A 19,872-nucleotide genomic window follows, 5' to 3' on the forward strand; every position below is an offset into this window, starting at 1 on the left:
TAGGGTGCCTTACTCAGGCCAGGCGTGCCTAACTTAGCCTTACTTAATCTCATAACGTCAAGCACCGCGCGTACGACTTTATGACCCCGCCCCGAATATTGAAGCCCCCTACGCCGTCGCTATGGAAGCGGTCAAGACAGACGACGCCGAATAATGATTTAGCAATGTGCTCCGAGTCAGGGTGGCGACGACGGCGAGCCTCTGCCTAACTACCTTGCGTGCGGCTGCTTCTCCAGCGGCCGTGAATTCGCGATGTACGGGAGGATGCACGTGATCAAGAAGTTCGCTGCGGCAGGCGTAGTGGCGGCCGCTGCCTCTGGTGCCCTGCTGCTCGGTTCACCCGCATATGCCGACAACGACACGAGTGGCGCGGGTGGGCTGCTCTCCGGAAACCAGGCAGTGATTCCGGTCTCCATCCCGGTCAACGCCTGCGGCAACGCCCTCGCGGTTCTCGGCTCGGCCGGTTCCCGCTGCAGGGGCGGCGCCTCGGTCGGCCACGGTCACCGCTACCCGATTTTCTGACCACGGCCGACGACCCCAGGTCACCGGCTTATCAGGACCCCCGCACGATCTGCGTGCGGGGGTCCGCCGTCTTTGCCTCGAAGCAGCCATTTCCGAGCACTCAGAATGTCGCGAATGAACGCCGATCACGCAGGGGGCTCCGTTTCCGGCGAGACCGGTCGACGGCCTTGTAGCAGCGTTTCGCCTTTCAGAAGCCATTTTTGGTTAATCCATTTCGGAACTTTAGGATCGGCGCCTGATTCGTCCGGTCGCGGCGTGCCAGAATCCAGGCAACTTCATCCGCAGTGGCCGCTTTGAAGCACCGGCATAGTAAGGAAAACCGACATGGCCAAGACGACACGCGACCGGCTCACCTATCTGCGCCGGCGGGCCCTTGCCCGCTGGTTGTACCGCAGACCTCTTTCACAGCTAAGCCCCGAACGCCTCTATCTGTGGTCGCAGGCGCTCATCGAGACCGCGGACGTACCCGGAGCCGTTGTCGAGATCGGCTGCGCGTCGGGCGGAACCTCGGCCCACTGCGACCAGCTGCTGCGCAACATCGGGGTGCGCAAGCGTTACGTGGCGATCGACACCTTCAACGGGTTCGTGCCGGAACAGTTCGACCACGATGCCGAGCGTGGCACGCCCGAGGCGGTCCGCCACGGGTTCGCCGCGTCCTCCCACGGCCTGGTCCGGCAGATCCTCCGGCAGCTCGGGGCTCCCGACGTCGAGCTGATCCGGGCCGACATCGTCACCATGGCACCAGAGGCCCTGCCACCGGAGATCTCGGCGGTTCTCGTCGATGTCGACCTGTCCCAGCCGGTACACGCCGCGCTGCGGAAGGTATGGCCTCTCATGGCGCCGGGCGGGATGGTGCTCGTCGACGACTGCGACCCTCACACCAAGTTCCGCGCCCGCGACGGCTTCCAGCGGTTCTGCGCCGACTTCGCGTTGCCCGAGGAGTACGCGTACGGGATGGGCGTGTTGCGCCGGGACCCGGCGCAGGTCTCCGGAACGCACGCGTTCGCCTGAGTCACCCGCGTACGGGCCGGGGATCCAGCCCGTACGGCCTAGGCGTATCCAGGGGGCCGGCCGCGTACGCGCCGGCCCCCACCACGGCGTCCGGCGTCACGACCCTTCGCCCATGGCCGTGACCCTCTGGCGCCCGGCCGCCGGAGCGGGTACGCCGACCACCAGAGGTGTGTGTCCGGCGGGCTGGACGAAGTTCAGCACGGTCCCGACGAGACGGGCGTTGACCGCGGCGAGCCGCTCGGCGGCCTCGACGACGTGCTCCTCGCGCGTGCGGCCGTACCGGGTCACCAGGATCGCCCCGGCGCAGTTGTGCGCGAGGATCGCGGCATCGCAGACGCCCAGGAGCGGTGGGGCGTCGAAGATCACGATGTCGGCCTCACCTTCGAGTTTGCGCAGGGTCGCGCGGAACGTCCGCGAGGTGAGGAGCTCGCTGGGGTTGGGTGGGATCGGTCCGCTCGGCAGGACGGACAGCGAGCCCGAGCCCCAGGAGCGCAGCACGTCCTTGACGGGCATGCGCTCCGACAGGACGTTCGTCAGCCCCGGCGCCTCCCCGATCCCGAGGTAGTCGCCGACACGCGGACGGCGCAGGTCGGCGTCGACGAGGATGACGCGTACCCCCGACTCGGCCAGCGCGATGGCGAGGTTGCAGGCGATGGTGGTCGTGCCCTCGTCCGCGGCGGAACCGGCGACGGTCACCGACCGCGGCAGGTCACCGGCGCCGCCGAACTGCAGCGTGGTGCGCAGCGACCGGAACGCCTCGGCGTGCACCGACTCAGCGTCGTCACGCATGGTCAGGGGCCGTTTTCCGGCTCTGCGGTCGAAGTCGATCGCGGCGAGCGTCGGGCTCGCGGTCAGGTCCGACAGGATCCGGGCCGATCGCACCGAGGTGTCGGTGCGATCCCGGAGCAGGGCGCCGACCGCACCGACGATCAGCCCGATCACCAGCCCGGCACCGAGGTTGCGGACGGGTCGCGGGCTCACCGGCGCCGACGGCAGGACCGCCCCGTCGGCGACCGTGATCTTGACGGTGGGGTGCGCGGACGTCCCGGACCGTTCGAGCCCGTCGACGTAATGCGAGAACTCCGTCCCCAGAGTGTCGGCGACCTGGACCGCGTGCGCCGCCGACGGATCGGTGACCGTGGCCCGCAGCAGAACGCTGTCCGGGAGCACCTGGGCGGTGATCCGCTCCTGGAGCTCCTCCGCGGTGACGCCATCGCCCAGGCGCCGCGCCACGCCGGCCGTGACTCCCTGGCTTCGCATCAGCGCCGCGTAGGACTTCACGCGTTGCTGAGAGAGAAGGATTGCCTGATAGGCGGTGTTCAGGTTGCCGCTCTGCTCGGGCGCGGACACGATCAGGGTGATCGACGCGGCGTACTGCGGCGTCGTGCGTGCCGTCACGAGGGCGGCCGAGGTCAGCGCGAACAGGACCGAAACGACCAAGATCATCCATCGGCGCCGGAGTACGCGCAGGTAGTAGAGCTTTTCCACGGTTGATGCGTCGCCTTTCACAGAGATACTCATGCCGGGCCGGGAGACGTCTCGTCATGGGCGGTGTAGACGGGCACCTTCTGCAGCAGCCAGACGAGCAGTGCTCCCGCTCCCGCCACGAAGGCCAGCGGGATGAATGCGGGCACCCAGCCGCGGATGACCGGGATCGCTGCCAGGCAGGTGAACGCGGCGGTCGCCGAGAGGACGGCCGCGACCTGCCAGGTGCTCAGCCCGAGCCGGCGCAGCCGGTGCGAGACGTGGTCGGTTCCGCCGAGCATCAGCGGCCGGCCGGCGCGATGCCGCGCCACGAGCACGACACAGGTGTCGACCGTGGCGACGAACGTCACCATCAGCGGCGCGGCGACGATCACCTCGTGGCGGGAGCTCGCGCACACGAGGACCGCGGACACCGCGATCACGAATCCGATGAAGAGTGAGCCGGCGTCGCCCATGAAGATGCGCGCCGGTGCCCAGTTGTGCGGGAGGAAGCCCGCGCAACCGCAGGCGAGTGCCAGCAGCAGCACGCCGACGCTCCGCTGGCCGACCATGAACGCCGGGATCGCCAGGACCGCCCCGGTCACCGAGGCCACGCCGGCGGCCGCGCCGTCCATGTTGTCGAGCAGGTTGAAGGAGTTGGTGATGACGACGATCCACAGCACCGGCAGGAGATAGTCGAGCGGGTTCTCGAACAGGTGGATGCGACCGCCCGTGGTCACGACCGCGGTCGCCGCGAGTCCCTCGACGATCAGGCGGGTCGATGCGGAGAGCGGTCTCACGTCGTCGGCGAAGCCGAGGAGTGCGATGGCGAGCGACGCGAGGACGAGAGTTCGCAGCCGACCGTCGCCGCTCACCAGCACCGCCGATGGCAGCAGTACGCCGAGCACGATGACGACCCCGCCGAGGTACGGCGTCGGACTCTTGTGAGCCTTGCGCGCGCTCGGGCGGTCGGTCAACGCGAACCGAATGGCAATTCGGCGGATAAATTCGGTCAATCCGCCGACCAGCGCGAAGGCGGCCACTCCCACCCACTCCATTGCCATCTAGTCCATCCTGTTGTCGACATCAAACCACCTCGGACTTTCTTACCGCACGAGCATAAACGGAAACGCGACCCCCCACATAACCCCTAGCGCTCTCGGCCGAGCGGCCCTGTCGCACTTTCTGTCGAATACAAATCGTCTGAAGCAGCGAAAAGAAATTGTAAACAACGGTCAAGATTCGGAAATGTTCACGTGGTGCGGCGACACTCTAGCCCGCGTGATGTTTCCCTATCTATTGACTGTGTGTTACACGCTTAGTTGCCCAGTCTTGTCCATATTCACGAAGGAGTCCGATGGGTTCAGTCATTAAGGTGGCCGGGAGCGTCGCGGCCGCCGCACTGCTACAGGCCGGGGTGGCGGTCTCGCCGTCCACCGCGCTGGCCGCACCGGTCACATTCGTGCCCTGCAGCACGCCGGCCCTCATTTCCGCCGTCAACGCGGCGAACCTGGCCGGGTCGGGCGTACTCCGGCTGGCCTCGTTCTGCGACTACGCTCTCACGAGCGCCGCGGGGAGCGGGCGGGGGCCGGACGGCCTGCCGGTCATCCACGGCAACATCGTCCTCGCCGGAGGGCGGTTCACCAGGATCAGCCGGCCGCCGTCGGCCCCGCGTTTCCGCATCATCGAGGTGCAGGCCGGCGCCGTACTGGGCGTACGGAACCTCGCCATCTCCGGTGGAGAGGCCGACGGCACGATACCGGGCAATGACACCGGCGGCGGCATTCTCAACTCTCGTGGCAACGTGGCGCTCATCCACGCCTGGATCACGAACAACATGGCGGACAGCGGGGCCGGTGTCTCCAATGACAGCGGCCGGGTCCTCGTCAGCCACAGTCTCATTCGCGACAACACCACGCGTAACGGCGGGGGTGGTGGCGGCTTTTACAACGATGGTTCCCTTCTAGTGGCAAAGAGCTTTGTCACGGGCAACCACGCCAACACCAATGGCGGCGGCGTCTACAACGGACAGGGCGGCAGGACCGAGCTGTCCCGGAGCGTTTTCGACGACAACAGCGCGGGCGCCGGTGGCGGTGGGGTCTACAACGCCACCGACGGAAGGCTGGTGGCCATCCACTCCATGATCAAACACAACTCGGCCGCCGGCGGCGGTGGTATCAGCAATGCGGGAATTCCCAACCGGGTGGCGCTCATCGCGAGCCTCGTCGAGGGGAACGTGCCGAACAACTGCGTTCCGCTGAACACCGTCGCGGGTTGCTTCAACTAAGCCGCGAATTCGTCCACACCCCATTTTCGTGGGCGAGCGACGGCCCTCCGGTCAGGAGTGACGGCGACCGTTTCCGTCACCCCTGACCGGAGGTACGGACACGTGGCGACGGCGTCACGTCACCGAGCGACTCATGGAGGGGGAAACGCGTGGAAGGTACCAAGGCCTGGCGCGGGCTCGCCAAGACGACACGTGACCGCGTGCTCTGGCGTACGCCCGGCCTGCAGGCACTGGTTCGCGGAGCGGCCCGTCGCCGGTGCGTACCCCGGGCGTTCTGGCGGCACCTGCATCCGTCGGGCCTGTGGACCCTGCACGCGCCGGACGGCACGCCGTTCGCCTACGACTCCGCCTACCCGCATGACGGGCTGGCGCGCCACATCGTATGGACCGACATGCGGGACTGGGAGGCGGGGACCCAGCCGGTCCTGTTCCATCTCGCCCGGCAGGCGGAGGTGTTCGTCGACGTCGGCGCCTACTCCGGCGTCTACACCCTGCTCGCCTGCGCCGCCAACCCGAGGCTGCGCACCGTCGCCGTGGAACCGAACCCTCTCAAGCTGCCGCAGCTGCGCTCGAACGTGGCCGCGAACGGGATCGCGGATCGGGTCACCGTCATCGGCAAGGCGCTGTCGGCGCGGTCCGGAACCGCCAGTCTCGCGATTCCCGGTGACGACTCGACGGCGTCGCTGCGTGGTTCCCGGCCCGGCGACCGGGTCGTGAACGTCGACGTCACGACGGGCGACGTGGTCCTGGACGGCCTCCGTGTCGGTCTCGTCAAGATCGACGTCGAGGGCTTGGAGAGCGAGGTCGTGCGAGGCATGGCCCGAGTGCTCCGCACCCATCACCCGAAGATCATCGCCGAGTGTCTCGACCCGGAGGCGCTGCGCGAACTGCGTCACTCGACGCGGGAGCTCGGATACCAGCACGTCTACCACCTCGGCGCCGACGGCCCGGTGACGGCCACGGACCGGCCGTTCAGGCCCGCCAACTACCTCTTCACGATCGAGCCGATGACGGACCGGGTGATGCGGAATGGCTGACTTTCATGCGCGAAGCGACGGCGACGTACGAGCCCAGGTCCCTGAGCGCGCCATGACATCCCGCCCGCTGCGCGGCGTCGACCGCCCGTCCTCGTCTCCCGCTGTCCCGCTGTCCCGTGTCTGCCTGCTGATCGGGCAACTCGGCCTCGGCGGCACCGAGAAGCAGGTCGTGCTCCTCGCCCAGGGCCTTCAGGCCCGCGGCATCGAGACCAGCGTGTGCCTGCTGTTCGAGGGTGGCCCGCGTGAGCATGTGCTGAAGGCCGCCGGTGTGCCCGTCGTGTACCTGGGGTTCCCCTCCAGCACCACCGTGCTGAGGAAGTTGCCGGGCAACATCGCCGCCTTCGCCCGTCTGGTGCGCCACCTGCGGCGGCAGCGACCCGACGTCCTACACGCGTTCCTCTACCACAGCTACGTGACGGCGGCGCCCGCCGCGCGTCTGGCCCGGGTCAAGGTCCTGGTCGCCGGCCGCCGCAGCCTTGGTGACTTCAAGGAGGGCCGCCGGGTGCTGCTGGCGATCGAGCGTGTCGCGACGAGCATCACCGACCACCTCGTGGCGAACGCCGAGTCCGTCGCCGAGGACACGATCCGCAACGAGGGAGTACGGCCCGACAAGATCACGACCGTGTACAACGGACTGCCGGACTCGGCGTTCGAGGCGGCGGCCCCCGCCGGGCTGCCCGCCGAGTCACCGGTCATCCTCTGCGTGGCCAACCTCAAGGTCTACAAGGGCCACCGCTTTCTGCTCGAGGCCGTCGCGCGGCTCCACGACCGGAACCTGCGGTGCACGCTCGTCCTGGTCGGGAAGGGGCCGGAACGCCATGCGCTGGAGGAGCAGGCGGCACGGCTCAAGATCGACGTACGTTTCCTGGGAACCCGCACCGACGTCGAGGCGCTGCTGGCGCGTGCGGACGTCGCGGTCCTTCCTTCTCTCCACGAGGGCATGAGCAACGCCGTCATGGAGGCGATGGCGGCCGGTCTCCCGGTCGTCGCCACCGAGGTCGGCGGCACCGGCGAACTCCTGCGCGGCCGCGGCATCCTGGTTCCGCCCTCCGACTCCGAGGCGCTGGCCGACGGGCTCGGGCAGGTGCTCGCCGATCCGGCGCTAGCGGCGCGCCTGGGAGCCGCGGCGCGTGCCTGGAGCCGCGAGCGCCTGCACGTGGACGCGATGGTCGACAGGCACGTGGCCCTCTACCGGGAGCTGTTGGAGCGCCGATGTGCGGAATAGCGGGAATCGTCTCGGCGAGCTCTCCCGACGCCGCGCTCGTCCGCCGGATGTGCGACGCGATGGTCCATCGCGGCCCCGACGGCGCGGGCTTCCACGACGACGAGCATGCCACGCTCGGCATGCGTCGGCTCGCGATCATCGACGTGGCCGGCGGCGACCAGCCCGTCTACAACGAGGACCGGACGATCTCGGCCGTCTTCAACGGCGAGCTGTACGACTTCGCCGCGCTGCGGGACATGCTGCGGCGGCGCGGGCACCGTCTCACCACCGAAGGGGACACCGAGTGCCTGGTGCACCTCTACGAGGAGTACGGCGACGACCTCGTCCACCGGATCCGCGGGATGTTCGCGTTCGCCATCTGGGACGCCAAGCGGCAACGGCTGCTGCTCGGCCGTGACCGCGTGGGCAAAAAGCCCCTGTATTGGCGGGCCGACGGCACCTCCCTCGCCTTCGGCTCGGAGCTGAAGTCCCTCGTGCAGGACCCCGCCATGCCGCGCGAGGTCGACCCGGTCGCACTGCACCACTACCTGACCTACCAGTACGTTCCGGCTCCCTGGTCGATCTACCAGGGCGTGCGCAAGCTCGAGCCGGGCCACCTGCTCGTCTGGCAGGACGGTGTCCAGGAGATCCGCCGCTACTGGCGCCTCGACTTCACTCCCCGCCGGGTGACCAGCGAGGAGGACGAGGCCGAACGGCTTCGCGAGCTCCTCCTGGAGGCGACGCGGATCCGGATGGTCAGCGAGCGGCCGCTGGGTGCGTTCCTGTCCGGCGGGATCGACTCCTCCGCGGTCGTGGCGGCGATGGCCCGCCAGAGCGGCGAGCGGGTGAAGACGTTCAGCATCGGCTTCGACGAGCACCGCTTCGACGAACGCCGTTACGCCCGCATGCTCGCCGAGATGTACGGCACCGACCACCACGAGATGGTGGTCACCCCGTCGGCCCTGGACGTGCTACCCACGCTGGCCTGGCATTTCGACGAGCCGTTCGCCGACTCCTCGGCGATCCCGAGCTTCTACGTGGCGCGGATGAGCCGCGAGCGCGTCATCGTCGCGCTCAACGGGGACGGCGGTGACGAGTGCTTCGGCGGGTACCGGCGCTACCTGGCGATGGCGCGGACCCAGCGCGTCGGCGTCCCCAGGCGGATGCGGCCCCTCCTCATCGGGACCGGAAAATTCTTCGCCGCACACGGCGAGCCGGGTTCGCGTCTTCAAAAAGCGGGCCGGGTGCTGGAGCTGATCGGGCATCCCGGCCCACGCCGCTACGCGCGCCTCATGTCCTACTTCACGCCCGAGCAGAAGCACATGCTGTACACCGACGCGATGCGCGAACGACTCGCGGGCCTGGACAGCTACACGCTGATGGACGAGGCATTCGCGGCGTCGAGGGCGGACTCCGACGTGGGCCGTTTCATCGACGTCGACGTCAACACGTATCTGCCCGGTGACCTGCTGGTGAAGATGGACATCGCGACGATGGCCAACTCTCTTGAGGCCCGCTCGCCGTTCCTGGACCACCACCTCATGGCGTGGGCCGCCGGACTCCCCACCGACCTGAAGATCCGGTCCGGCACGACCAAGTACCTGTTGAAGAAGGCCGTGGCCGACTGGCTGCCGCCCGAGCTCGTCAGCCGCCCGAAGATGGGATTCGGCATCCCCCTCGCGACGTGGCTGCGGACGGAGCTCCGCGACCTGTCCTGGGACGTGCTGACCGACAGGACCGCCCGCTCGCGCGGTCTCTTCCGGCCCGAGGCGGTCTCCCGGCTCCTCGTCGAACACGGGGAGGGCCACGACCACGGCAGCCGGATCTGGGCGCTCATCCAGTTCGAGCTGTGGCACCGGATGTTCCTCGACGCCGCACGCCCGAGTTCACCGGACCACGACGTGGCCGACGAGCAACGGCTGTCGCCATGACGCGGTGAGCGCCTCCGCGCGGCAGGCATCGCAAACGATGCTGACGTGCGCGGCCAAGTTCGCGCTGGGTGCCCTCTCGACGGTCTTCGTCACGCGGGAGCTCGGGCCGGAGCGGCGCGGCGCGTACACCGTGCTGGTGACCATCGCGACGGTCGCCCTGATCCTGGCGCACCTGTCCGTCGAGTCGGCGCACACGTCGCTGTGGTCCCGCGCGGCCGGCCGCAGGGCCATCGCGGCCAACGCCCTCCTGCTCGGCCTGGGCATGGGAGGGGTGTGCGCCGTCGGCACCGCCCTGGTCACGGCCCTGGACCCCTCGATCCTGCCCGTGCCGGGATACGGCCTCCTGCTGGTCGCGCTGCTGTCGATCCCGTGCAACCTGTCCGGCACGCTCCTCAACAACGTGCTGGTCCTGAGCGGCCGCATCGGCGTGGTCAACTGGGGAGGGCTCCTCGCCGTCGGCGTCTACTGCGGGACACTGGTCCTGCTGACCGTGGCGGGAATGCTGACCCTGGGCTGGGTCATCGTCATGTGGACGCTGTCCGCGGCCGTGCCGGCGGTCGTCGCGATGTCCGCCGTACGTCCCAGGTTCCGCGACCGGGACCGGGCCCTGGCCCGCCGGGCCATCGGCATGGGCCTGCGATACCACCCCGGCCATATCTCGCTCTACCTCCTGCTGCGGGTCGACGTCCTCATCCTCAACGCGCTCACGTCGAGAACCGCGGTCGGCCTCTACTCCGTGGCCGTCATGCTGATGGACCTGACCCGTACGGCGGCGGACTCCGTCGCGCAGGTGACCCTGCACCAGCAGATGGGCGACGACCACGACTCCGCGACCGCGCTGACGGTCCGTACGACACGGCTGGCCACACTGCTCGCCGCCGGCTCGGTCGGGCTGATGTGCGCGGCGGCGCCCTTTCTGATCCCGCTGGTCTACGGCTCGGCGTTCGCCGGGAGCCTCTCCCCGCTGCTCGCCCTGGCGCCGGGCCTGGTCGCACTCGGCGCGACGCGAACGCTCGGCAGCTTCCTGCTGCGTCTCCACCGGCCGCTCGTGACGTCCTGCCTGGCCTTCGGCGTGCTGGTGGCGAACGTGGCGCTGAACCTGCTCCTGATCCCGATGTGGGGAATCGTCGGATGCGCGCTCGCCTCCAGCGCCGGCTACTGCGCGCTGGCCGCTCTGCAGACGGCGTGGTTCGTCCACGTCACCGGGGTGCCGTACCGGCGGCTCGTGCCCGGACCGGCCGAGCTTCGCTACCTGGCCGTCGTCTCGGTACGGCTGGTCACCGCGCTCACCGCCGCACTGCGGCGCGGCCCGTCCCGCCAGGAGGACGGCGCACATGCCGGACGGACAGGAAGACCACCGGGCTGACCGGGCCGCCCTTCGCACCGTGTCACGACCTGGATCTGCTTCCGCTCCGCCCACGACGGTCCCGCAGCCACAGCAGGGTGCTCACGGGCAGCGTGGACGCCCAGAGGAGACGCGCCGGGCCGGACAGCTCCGCGCTCTGGCGGTGCAACGGGATCCGCTCGACCATGCCGAGACGGCCGTACTGCACGGCCGCGCGGATGAACAACGCCGGCGAATGACGGAACCACGGCATGTCCTGGGTGAGCACGACCGCGTGGTAGTCCCGCAGCGCGGCGCCGACCTCGCCCAGCGGCCGCCGCGTGAGGCGGTCGTGCCCGGAGGTGTTGACGAGCACCAGCGGATCGTCGACGTAGCGGGTGAGATACCGGCGCCCGATCTGGCGCCAGATGATGCCCTCCATCACGAACGAGCGGTCGTGGGGCTCGGGGAACGGGTGCGCGCGCAGGACGTCGGTGCGCAACAGGCCGGACCGATCGCCGCGGGCCCGGTGGACATAGACGGCGTCGTGCCAGTTGCAGTCGATCGGCCGGCGGCCGGGAAAGCGGTCCCCGATCCGCCGGCCCGTCTCGTCGACGCACCGGCCGACCACCCCGAAGAAGCCGTCCTGCAGTCCGGCCGGGATCTCCCGCCACCGGTCGAGCAGCCGGCCCAGCCCGCCGGGCAGCAGCGCGTCGTCGGAGTCGATGAGGAGGGCCATGCTCCCCCGCGCCATCGGGATGCCGCGGTTGAGCGCCACGTGCTTTCCGCGGTTCGGCTGCCGGAGGAACCGGATGGGGAACGGCGCGGACTCGGCCATCGCGCTCACCAGCTCGGCGGTGTCGTCGGTGGAGCCGTCATCGACGACCACCCACTCCACGTCCGCGTCCTGCGCCACGATGCTCGCGAAGAGCGCCGGCAAGGTGCCCGCGCGGTTGTAGGTGGCGGTGATCACGGAGACGAGCATCCCCGGCCCTCACTTTCCGTGGACACGATCACACCGGCTGGTGGGGCGCGGGGCGCTGGAAGACGTACTCGTTGCAGCCGAGACCGCCGCCGCAGGTCTTCAGGTGGCACAGCTCGAACCCGCGCTCACGCAGGAACGCGAAGACCGCCTCGGGCTTGGCGACCTCGAACGGATAGCCGCCCGCCCAGTCGATGAGGTCGTGCCGGGCCGACATCCCTCGCGCCCGCGGCGCGCGGGACGGCGACGGCACGGGATGACCGGTCAGTCTCAGGAGTTTCTTCGCCAGGCGCCGCCGGGACAGGTAGGCGGCGCTGCCGAAAACGAGGGCGTTCCGCATCAATGGACCGGACTTGTTGTAGCGCCGTTTGACGGCCCGCCACACCCGGCTCTCGAACCCCTGGTCGTTGTAGATCGAAAGGTAGAGCCGGCCGCGCGGAGCAACGAGACCGGAAAGGAGGTCCATCGCCCGCCACATGTCGCCGGTGTGGTGCAGCACGCCCCAGGAGTAGACGACGTCGAACCGGCCGAGCGTCGCGACGAAGTCCTCGTCGAGGATGGACCCCCGCTCCACGGTCCACGCGCTGTCCGGGGCGAACCGGTCGCGGATGGCGTTCGCCGCCGCCACGGAGTCCGCGTCGAAGTCGAAGGCCCGCACCTCGGCCCCGAGACGGTGCGCCGCGAGTGAGAACAGCCCGCTGCCGCACCCCACGTCGAGGAACGTGCGTTCGGACAGGTCGCTGACGCCCAGGGCGCCGGTGAGCGACTCGGTCGCCACGGCGATCCTCGGCTCGTCGACGGTTTCGATGAAGTCACACCAGTTGCGGCCGAACGCGAAGCGCTCGCCCGCGCTGATCTCGGCCTGGCTGTCGATCATGTCTCCTGCTCTCCTCGCGATGATCCGATGCGATCGAATGGTGACCGGGGAGGAGAGGCCAGCAGACAGCCCAGCGACAGCCAGAACGGCATGCTGACCACGAGGTTCGCCAACTGGTTGGCGAAGAACAGCCCGGCCGCGTACGCGATGACGACCGCCCGCAGCACGGCCAGGTCATCGGGCCGGCGGCCCCGCACGCCCAGCCACAACAGGGCCAGGAAGACGACGAGGGACATCACCCCGGACTCGGCCGCGAGCCGGAGGTAGTCGTCGTGCGTGGCGATGTAGAGGCCGAGGCCGGGCGACTTCGCGGCATGGGAGGGGAACAGGCCGTACCCGATGCCGCGGAGCGGGTGCGCGACGGCGACGTCCGCCGCGAACCGCGCGGCGTGCTCGCGCGCGTCGTTGTTGTTGGTCAGCTGTGCGGCGGGACGCCGGCCGGTGACGAAATGTTCGGCCGCGCCGAAGATCCCGGGGAGTACGGCGCCGGCCCCCGCCATGACGACGACGCTCAGCGCCTTGGTCGTAAGAGAGCGGCCCTGCAGAAGGACGACGGCGATCCCCGCGACGGACGCGAGGAAGGCCCCTCGTGACTGGGTGGCGACGATCCCCGCGCCGCAGATCGCGGCGGGCACGAGCCAGCCCGTCCGGCGGGTCCGGCGAGTCAGGCCGACGGCCGCGACGAGCGGGAGTACGAGCATCGCCCCGAGGTAGTTGGGGTTGAGGCCCAGGCCGTCGAGCCGGCCGTCGGCGTGGTCACCGACGACCAGGACATACGCGCTCGCGAGGCTGCCGGCGACCGCCGTGACGCGCGCGACGCCACCGGGCGAGGGAGGAGACGCGGTGGTCGCGGAGAGAAGAACGAGACCGGCGAACAGCCCGATGATGTCGGGGATCGAGGACGGGTCCGACCGCTCGGCCGGAAAGAAGAAGCTGACGAGCAGCAGGACGGCCAGGACGGCGATCCAGCGGTGCGGCGCGTCGTAGATCCGCGGACCGGTCGTGCCCACCACCGGCGTTCGCACCGGTCTGCTCGACAGGACCGCCGCCACCGTCACGGCGGCGATGCCGCCCAGTGCCGGGACGGGGCCGCCGGTCTGCACCGCACCGAGCAGGCCGACCGGGACCAGGCACAGCGACCCGCTGCCAGGGCCGGAGACGGCCATGAGGCCCAGGACCATGGCACCGACGGCCAGCGCGCTCAGCTGCGGGCGGCTCAGCATCATGACGGTGAGAAGCAGGGCGGCCGGCGGCGCGAACAGCGGTGCACGGGCCGCGGCGTACGCGGCCAGGGCGGGACGCGCGACCGTGGCGGTCACGCCGTCACCTTCCGCCGCCCGTCTCCGCAGAACGCCTCATCCTTGATCATCCGCCCGGAGGTTCCCTCGCTCGTAGCCTGCGGATGACCAACTTTTTGATCATCACGCTCGACTCTCATGTGATCATACAAGCACGGAGAGTGATCGTCCTGGAGCGGTCACCAACAGTCTTGAGAGGCGTGTCATGGGCGGTAGCACCCAGGCGAGGTACTTGGTCACGGGCGGGGCCGGCTTCATCGGCTCCTATCTCGTCAATGCCCTGCTGGATCGTGGCGACGCGGTCGTGGCACTGGACAACCTCACGACCGGGCGGCTGACCAACCTGGACGAAGCCGGCCGGTCACCGGACTTCCGGTTCGTTCACGGCTCCGTACTCGACGAGCTGATGGTCGACGAGCTGGTGCACCAGTGCGACGTCGTGGTCCACATGGCGGCCGCGGTCGGGGTCCGGCTGGTGATGGAACAGCCGCTGAAGTCGCTGACCACCAACATCCGCGGCTCCCAGGTCGTGATCGACGCGGCGCATCGGTACCGCCGTAAGATCCTCATGACCAGCACTTCGGAGATCTACGGGAAGAACTCCCTGGGTCCGCTGCACGAGACGGCGGACCAGATCCTGGGCAGCCCGACAATCGTGCGATGGGCCTACAGCACGGCCAAGGCCGTTGACGAGATCCTCGCGAACTGTTTCCACCGCGAGCGCGGCCTGCCGACGATCGTGGTGCGGCTGTTCAACACCGTCGGCGCGCGGCAGAGCCCGGCGTACGGCATGGTCATCCCGCGCCTGGTCCAGCAGGCACTGCGCGACGAGCCGCTGACGGTCTTCGGCGACGGCCGCCAGAGCCGCTGCTTCGCGCATGTACTCGACGTGGTCGACGCGTTGCTGCGGCTGCTGGACGAGGACGCGGCCATCGGGCAGACGTTCAACGTCGGCTCGTCGGAGGAGACCAGCATCCGCACGCTCGCCGAGATGGTCATCGCGTGCACCGAGAGCAAGTCCAGGATCCAGCTGGTCCCCTACGACGAGGCGTACGGGCCGGGCTTTGAGGACATGCAACGCCGGGTCCCCGAGACCACGAAGCTGCGAGAGCTGACCGGCTGGGCGCCGAAGTACTCCCTTGCCGACATCCTCACCGACGCCATCGCCGAGGCCCGGCTGGAGGAGAAGCCCCATCCCGATCTGGTCTCTCCGTGACATCAGCGCCCAGAGAGCGCATCCGCGTGATGCGCGTCATCGCGCGGATGAACATCGGCGGGCCGCCGGGGGCGAGCGTGCCCATGTACGGGCTGGACCTGTTCGACCAGCGTCTCCCCACCGGTCTCGCCGAGCTCGGAGAGACCGGCCACCTCGGCCTTCGCGCGCCCGACGTCACGCATGACGCCGGTCACCGGCCGCACGGGCACCTCTCCCCCGCCCGGACCCGGCCGGTGACGGCCACCAGGCGGATGTCGGCCCGGGTACGCGACCGGCTCGTCGATGCCGGCGCGCGGGTACGCGACGAACTCGTCGCCGCGCTCTCCCGCCGTCCCGGCCGCCCGTCCGGCGTCGTGCGTCGCCGGCGCGGCCGTGTCGTGTCCGAGGTCGCCGGGGTCCACGCCTCCACCGCCGAAGAACACGGGCGGCAGGCCGCGCGGGAGAACGAGGGAGTCCGTTGAGAGTCCTTGTCACCGGCGGTGCCGGCTTCATCGGGGCCGATCTCTGCCGCCGGCTCTCGGCGTGGCTCACCCACCACGTGCGGCCCCCCGTACGGCCTGCCGTAACGCGGAGCCACATGGCCGGATGAGCCACGGAGAACGCGAAGCGACGTATTCTTTGCCCCGTGGGACTGCGGTTCAGGACGCGCGACTCGGACTCGCCGTGGGTTGACACCGTGTGGACATGCACGAGCGAGCAGGTCACCACGATGACGTCCGTCGCAGGGGTGCGTTGGGGCCTGGTGTTCTGGGAACAGGCCGGCCGGGCGTACGCGGCCATCACCGGCCCCGAGACCCGGACCGGCACGGCGCCGGTGCCGGACGGCGCGGCCTTCACGGGCATCGAGTTCGCCGTGGGCACCTCACTGCGGACCGTGCCCACGCCGGCGCTCGTCGACGGCGGCATCACCCTTCCCGACACCACGCGCCGGACCTTCCGGCTGGACGGTGCGCGCTGGGAGACGCCTGACCCCGACGACGCCGAGGCTCTGGTCGAGAGTCTCGTCCGGGCCGGGATCGTGGTCCGTGACCCGCTCCTCGCCGACGTGCTGCGCGGTCACCGTCCGGCCGTCTCGGGACGCACGGTCGAACGCCGGTTCCGCGCCGCGACCGGACTGACGCAGGGCGCCGTCCGGCAGATCGAGCGCGCTCGCACCGCGGCGCAGCTGCTGGCCGCCGGCGACCCGGCCGCCGACGTCGTGGCCAAGCTCGGCTACTTCGACGAGCCGCACCTGGCCCGGGCACTGCGCTCCTACGTCGGACGCACCGTCAGGCAGCTGCGCGAGGGCACCGGTGGCGCGATCGCCCTCGACCTGGATCAGCGCTTGACGTCATAGACGAGCTTCAGGATCCCGTTCGAGTAGCTTTCGGACTCCCGCAGCGTCAGCATGTGCTTGTCCCGGTCGGCCCGGCCGAACAGACTCTTCCCGGCACCGAGCAGCACGGGAAAGACGAGCAGGTTGTACTGGTCGATCAGGCCCGCGTCGGACAGCCGCCGGGCCAGCTCCGCGCTGCCGTGGATGAAGATCGCGCCGCCCTCGCCCGCCTTGATCGCGGCGACGTCCTCGGTCGAGCGCAGGATCGTCGTCGGCCCCCACCCGCTGACGAGGGCGTCGTCGGACAGACTGGCCGACACCACGTACTTGGGCATCTCCTTGTAGCCGGCGTGGTCCTCCGAGCCGGGCCAGAACGGCGCGAACGCCTCGTAACTGCGACGGCCGAACATCAGTGCCGTCGTGTCGGTGAGCTCCTCGCCCTTCAGCGACCAGGCTTCTGGGACGAACTCGAGGTCCTTGACCACCCATCCGCCGCTGCGGTGCTCCTCCCCATCCCCGCCACCAGGCGAGTCCACAACGCCGTCGAGCGACATGAAACCGGTGTAGACCAAGTTGCGCACGGTGCCGTCTCCTCATCCTCGGGCGAATTGCCGGGTCCACGCTAGATCGCGGCCGCGGCGGCCGTCTTGGACGGAAACGACAGCGGGTCCGAAGACGTCGCCCGCGTCGTGACCGCGGCAGTCTTTCCCGACGGTGAAATGCTCAAGATCGGTCGCCGAGTCTAACACCTTAAATGCCCTTGGCGAATTATTCGGCAAACCAATTGCACGATGAGCGTCAGATGCCATCGCCGGCACGCTGCGACAAAGATGATCATAACTTTCCCGCGGCCCGCGAGCCATTTCGCGCGGTTATCATGTTTAATGATAACCGTTCCGGCTATTGATTGTTTCCCAATTACGTGGAAAAGCAGATGGTAAGCCTCATGCGACGTAACAGAACCATCATCCAGACCCTGGTTGGAGCCGCCGTCATCACCGGCGGCATGGTCACCCTCACGCCCTCGGCGTGGGCCACATCCATCCCCGTGGCATGCAGCGAAAACGCTCTCGTCGCAGCAGTCGACCTCGCCAATTCCACCGCTGCCAAAGACACGCTCACCCTGGCTTCGGGGTGCACCTACCGAATGACCTCCAGCCACGACGGGCTGGCCAACGCATTACCGCTCATCACCACTCCCATCGAAATGATCGGCCCGGCCACGATCACGCGTAGTTCACTCCTGCCCTTCCGTATCGCCGAGGTCGGCCCGACCGGTGACCTGACCCTCACCACGGCGGTCTCGCTCACCAACGGCAGCGCCGTGGGGAACGGCGGCGCCATTCTGAACCGCGGCGCCGTGACCCTTACCGGAAGCAGCCTCAGTGGCAACACCGCCACCCTCAACGGCGGTGGCCTGGCCAACGCCGACACCCCCTCCGGGACCGCGCCCGCCGCGACGTTCACCAGAAGTTCGGTGACCGGAAACAGCGCCCTCGTCAGCGGCGGCGGGATCTACAACGGCCGCAGAGGAACGTTGACCACCACCGGTGTCTCCGGCAGCCCGATGTCCATCACCGGAAACACCGCGGCGATAAGAGGCGGCGGCATCATCGCCGCCAATTCCACCGCGACCACTCTCACGCAGACCGCCGTGACCGCCAACAATGCCGTCCTGAACGCCGGCGGCGTTTATCGCGAAGGCGGCACCATGACCACCACCAGCTCGCCGATCAGCGCCAACACCCTCAACAACTGCGTCGGCAGCGCTCCCGCAGTGCCCAACTGCACCGCATAGCGGCAGCTCTCCCGCACCTGCGTACAACGCGGGAGTGAGATATGGGCGACATCGACCGGCCGGGAGACTCTCCCCGGCCGGTCGTGGCTCTCAGCATTCGGCTGCTCCGGTAACCGTGTCCACGGTGAACAGGAAGCGGCGGTCCCCGGTGCCGTAGAGACAGGCGGCAGTGCCCGCGTACCCATAGTCGTGGGTGTCGCCACCGTTGACACTGGGATGCCCGTCGACCGGGGGGAATCCCGGGCAGGCCGCCTGAACGGTCCAGTCGTAGCAGAGCGTGTTTCCTGGATACACGTTGTCCTGTGTGTAGAAGGGCAGATAGCTGCGTACATCGCCGCCGACCGTGAGATTCGTGGGTGGGAAGATCACGCTGCCGGTGCCTCCGGCCGGGAACATACCGGCCAGGCCCGGTGGCGGTGTCACGACGTTGCCGCTGAAGTCGTAACAGTTCACCGTCGGCTGCTGCGTGGTGCGTTTGCCTGTGACGGTGCAGACACCCACGACCGTCCCGCCCGCGTCGTAGTCGGGGAAGACCGCTGTGGCCACGTAGGCGTCCGATGCGGTGGTGAGTACCTTGACGCCCCAGCCGGCGCACGGTGCGTTGGTCGCCGGGTCGAAACACGTGAGAGCCGGCGCGTGCGTGACGGTCGTGGTGCTCGGGTCGGGGCCGTTGGACGCGGTGTACACCCGTCCGCCGATGGCGGCTTTGCTGCCGATGAAGTCGGTCGGGCCCAGGCCGGCCCTGTCGTCGTTGGGCGGCGTGTTAGTGGCGAACGGCTGGCCCGGACAGGGAGTCAGGGTGGCCGTGGACATGCAGAGTTCCCGCCCGCTGGTCGTGGTGCCGTAGAGGTTGGTGCCCACGGCGACGAACCCGGCCAGGCCGTTGACGTTGCTCTGCCCGGCCGTGTTGGTCAAGGCCGCGAGCGGCGTGTAGGCGCAGTTCAGCTGATTCTGCAGGTCCACACACCCTGCTCCCACCGAACCGCCCGGGAATCCTGGAAACGGCGTGCGGGTGACGACGGGATAGAAGATCCTCGTCCCCGAGGGATCCGGTACGAACTGCGGGACCTCGGTGGTCGCCACGTCACCAGGAGTGTCGGTGTCCAATGGCAGTGGCTGGGTGTTCAGTGGCATGGGGAATGCCTTGGTTCCATTCTTGTCCGGGCAAGGCACCTGGGTGGCCGCGTCGGTACAAAAGATCTTCGGCGCCGTCATCGGTGTGTAGCCGTGGTGGCCGATGACCCATACCTTCGGACCTCCGCCGGTTCCGGTCTGGTCGTACAGGTAGGGGAAGCCATCAATGTTCGTCGGCTCACCTGCCGTGGACCTGATGATGTTCGTGTCGAGTGTGACCGCCCCGTTGCGGGCCAGCGCTCGACCGAAGATCTTTACGCCCGTCGTCACCGTGATGGAAGTCAGGGCGAGGATGTTGCCGACGAAGATCGAGTTCGTGCCCAGCGTCGCAGAACTTCCCACTTGCCAGAACACGTTGGCGGCTTGAGCGCGGTTGATCAGCCTCACCCTGCTGTTCGAGGCGGTGGTGAGCGTCGAGCCCATCTGGATGATGAAGACGGCATTGGGGTCGCCTTGACCGTCGAGAGTGACC

General features: G+C 68.9%; 18 protein-coding genes. 11 read left to right on the forward strand and 7 right to left on the reverse strand.

Annotated elements, in window-relative coordinates; translation table 11 throughout:
* Nucleotides 1-270: 270 nt before the first annotated feature.
* Together FB559_RS43450 and FB559_RS43455 are read left to right on the forward strand one after the other, a co-directional pair.
* The gene (locus tag FB559_RS43450; RefSeq protein ID WP_141964074.1) at nt 271-522 is read left to right on the forward strand and encodes a chaplin; all 252 of its coding nucleotides are present in this window, start codon (nt 271-273) and stop codon (nt 520-522) included.
* 324 nt (nt 523-846) lie between these two features.
* A complete protein-coding gene (locus FB559_RS43455; protein ID WP_141964076.1) occupies nt 847-1,533 on the forward strand; it encodes a TylF/MycF/NovP-related O-methyltransferase in 687 nt (228 codons plus the stop codon).
* Between the two features lie 96 nt (nt 1,534-1,629).
* Here the strand turns inward: FB559_RS43455 and FB559_RS43460 are convergent, their stop codons facing one another.
* Both FB559_RS43460 and FB559_RS43465 read right to left on the reverse strand, forming a co-directional pair.
* On the reverse strand, nt 1,630-3,021 hold the full coding sequence (locus FB559_RS43460; RefSeq protein ID WP_221640755.1) for a tyrosine-protein kinase domain-containing protein: 1,392 nt from the start codon (nt 3,019-3,021) through the stop codon (nt 1,630-1,632).
* 29 nt (nt 3,022-3,050) lie between these two features.
* Nucleotides 3,051-3,974: an MraY family glycosyltransferase gene (locus tag FB559_RS43465; protein WP_185792771.1), complete on the reverse strand. Its 924-nt coding sequence runs from the start codon at nt 3,972-3,974 to the stop codon at nt 3,051-3,053.
* 380 nt (nt 3,975-4,354) lie between these two features.
* Here FB559_RS43465 and FB559_RS43470 point away from each other — a divergent pair, with 380 nt between their 5' ends.
* From FB559_RS43470 to FB559_RS43490, 5 genes are all read left to right on the forward strand, one after another.
* On the forward strand, nt 4,355-5,284 hold the full coding sequence (locus FB559_RS43470; protein WP_141964082.1) for a hypothetical protein: 930 nt from the start codon (nt 4,355-4,357) through the stop codon (nt 5,282-5,284).
* A gap of 149 nt (nt 5,285-5,433) precedes the next feature.
* Nucleotides 5,434-6,321: an FkbM family methyltransferase gene (locus tag FB559_RS43475; protein WP_141964084.1), complete on the forward strand. Its 888-nt coding sequence runs from the start codon at nt 5,434-5,436 to the stop codon at nt 6,319-6,321.
* Nucleotides 6,322-6,373: 52 nt separating this feature from the next.
* Nucleotides 6,374-7,546, forward strand: a complete 1,173-nt coding sequence (locus tag FB559_RS43480) for a glycosyltransferase (protein WP_185792772.1) — start codon at nt 6,374-6,376, stop codon at nt 7,544-7,546.
* A complete protein-coding gene (gene asnB / locus FB559_RS43485; protein ID WP_141964088.1) occupies nt 7,534-9,456 on the forward strand; it encodes an asparagine synthase (glutamine-hydrolyzing) in 1,923 nt (640 codons plus the stop codon). The genes FB559_RS43480 and asnB overlap by 13 nt, the downstream gene beginning before the upstream one ends.
* Before the next feature lie 4 nt (nt 9,457-9,460).
* Entirely contained in the window at nt 9,461-10,822 is a 1,362-nt protein-coding gene (locus FB559_RS43490) for a lipopolysaccharide biosynthesis protein (RefSeq protein ID WP_141964090.1), read from the forward strand.
* A 22-nt stretch (nt 10,823-10,844) separates the two neighbouring features.
* Here the strand turns inward: FB559_RS43490 and FB559_RS43495 are convergent, their stop codons facing one another.
* The 3 genes from FB559_RS43495 to FB559_RS43505 are packed head-to-tail and all read right to left on the reverse strand — an operon-like array spanning nt 10,845 to nt 13,958.
* Entirely contained in the window at nt 10,845-11,765 is a 921-nt protein-coding gene (locus tag FB559_RS43495; protein WP_141964092.1) for a glycosyltransferase family 2 protein, read from the reverse strand.
* A gap of 28 nt (nt 11,766-11,793) precedes the next feature.
* Complete coding sequence (locus FB559_RS43500) at nt 11,794-12,639, reverse strand: class I SAM-dependent methyltransferase (protein ID WP_141964094.1); 846 nt, start codon at nt 12,637-12,639, stop codon at nt 11,794-11,796.
* A complete protein-coding gene (locus tag FB559_RS43505) occupies nt 12,636-13,958 on the reverse strand; it encodes an O-antigen ligase family protein (RefSeq protein WP_141964095.1) in 1,323 nt (440 codons plus the stop codon). The genes FB559_RS43500 and FB559_RS43505 overlap by 4 nt, the downstream gene beginning before the upstream one ends.
* A 184-nt stretch (nt 13,959-14,142) precedes the next feature.
* Between FB559_RS43505 and FB559_RS43510 the strand changes: the two genes are divergently transcribed.
* From FB559_RS43510 to FB559_RS43520, 3 genes are all read left to right on the forward strand, one after another.
* Complete coding sequence (locus FB559_RS43510; protein ID WP_141964097.1) at nt 14,143-15,153, forward strand: NAD-dependent epimerase/dehydratase family protein; 1,011 nt, start codon at nt 14,143-14,145, stop codon at nt 15,151-15,153.
* A complete protein-coding gene (locus FB559_RS43515) occupies nt 15,150-15,614 on the forward strand; it encodes a hypothetical protein (protein ID WP_141964099.1) in 465 nt (154 codons plus the stop codon). Before FB559_RS43510 ends, FB559_RS43515 begins: the two co-directional genes overlap by 4 nt.
* 164 nt (nt 15,615-15,778) lie before the next feature.
* Nucleotides 15,779-16,489 (forward strand): helix-turn-helix domain-containing protein, encoded by a 711-nt coding sequence (locus FB559_RS43520; protein ID WP_141964101.1) that lies wholly within the window; start codon nt 15,779-15,781, stop codon nt 16,487-16,489.
* On the opposite strand, the gene FB559_RS43525 is transcribed toward FB559_RS43520, so the two are convergent.
* Entirely contained in the window at nt 16,471-17,049 is a 579-nt protein-coding gene (locus FB559_RS43525; protein ID WP_141964103.1) for a dihydrofolate reductase family protein, read from the reverse strand. The two genes, FB559_RS43520 and FB559_RS43525, sit on opposite strands and share 19 nt — an antisense overlap.
* Nucleotides 17,050-17,390: 341 nt before the next feature.
* Here FB559_RS43525 and FB559_RS43530 point away from each other — a divergent pair, with 341 nt between their 5' ends.
* Complete coding sequence (locus FB559_RS43530; RefSeq protein WP_141964105.1) at nt 17,391-18,266, forward strand: hypothetical protein; 876 nt, start codon at nt 17,391-17,393, stop codon at nt 18,264-18,266.
* A gap of 90 nt (nt 18,267-18,356) precedes the next feature.
* On the opposite strand, the gene FB559_RS43535 is transcribed toward FB559_RS43530, so the two are convergent.
* Nucleotides 18,357-19,872 (reverse strand): ice-binding family protein (locus FB559_RS43535; RefSeq protein WP_141964107.1); only part of this gene is annotated, 1,516 nt, incomplete at its 5' end.

Source organism: Actinoallomurus bryophytorum, assembly GCF_006716425.1.
GTDB classification, from domain to species: Bacteria; Actinomycetota; Actinomycetes; order Streptosporangiales; family Streptosporangiaceae; genus Actinoallomurus; species Actinoallomurus bryophytorum.

Bases quoted from the DNA above. Each gene is read 5' to 3' on its own strand.
- FB559_RS43510 (WP_141964097.1), top strand. From the start codon at position 14,143: ATGGGCGGTAGCACCCAGGCGAGGTACTTGGTCACGGGCGGGGCCGGC.
- FB559_RS43470 (WP_141964082.1), top strand. From the start codon at position 4,355: ATGGGTTCAGTCATTAAGGTGGCCGGGAGCGTCGCGGCCGCCGCACTG.
- asnB (WP_141964088.1), top strand. From the start codon at position 7,534: ATGTGCGGAATAGCGGGAATCGTCTCGGCGAGCTCTCCCGACGCCGCG.
- FB559_RS43500 (WP_141964094.1), bottom strand. From the start codon at position 12,639: ATGATCGACAGCCAGGCCGAGATCAGCGCGGGCGAGCGCTTCGCGTTC.
- FB559_RS43495 (WP_141964092.1), bottom strand. From the start codon at position 11,765: ATGCTCGTCTCCGTGATCACCGCCACCTACAACCGCGCGGGCACCTTG.
- FB559_RS43455 (WP_141964076.1), top strand. From the start codon at position 847: ATGGCCAAGACGACACGCGACCGGCTCACCTATCTGCGCCGGCGGGCC.
- FB559_RS43480 (WP_185792772.1), top strand. From the start codon at position 6,374: ATGACATCCCGCCCGCTGCGCGGCGTCGACCGCCCGTCCTCGTCTCCC.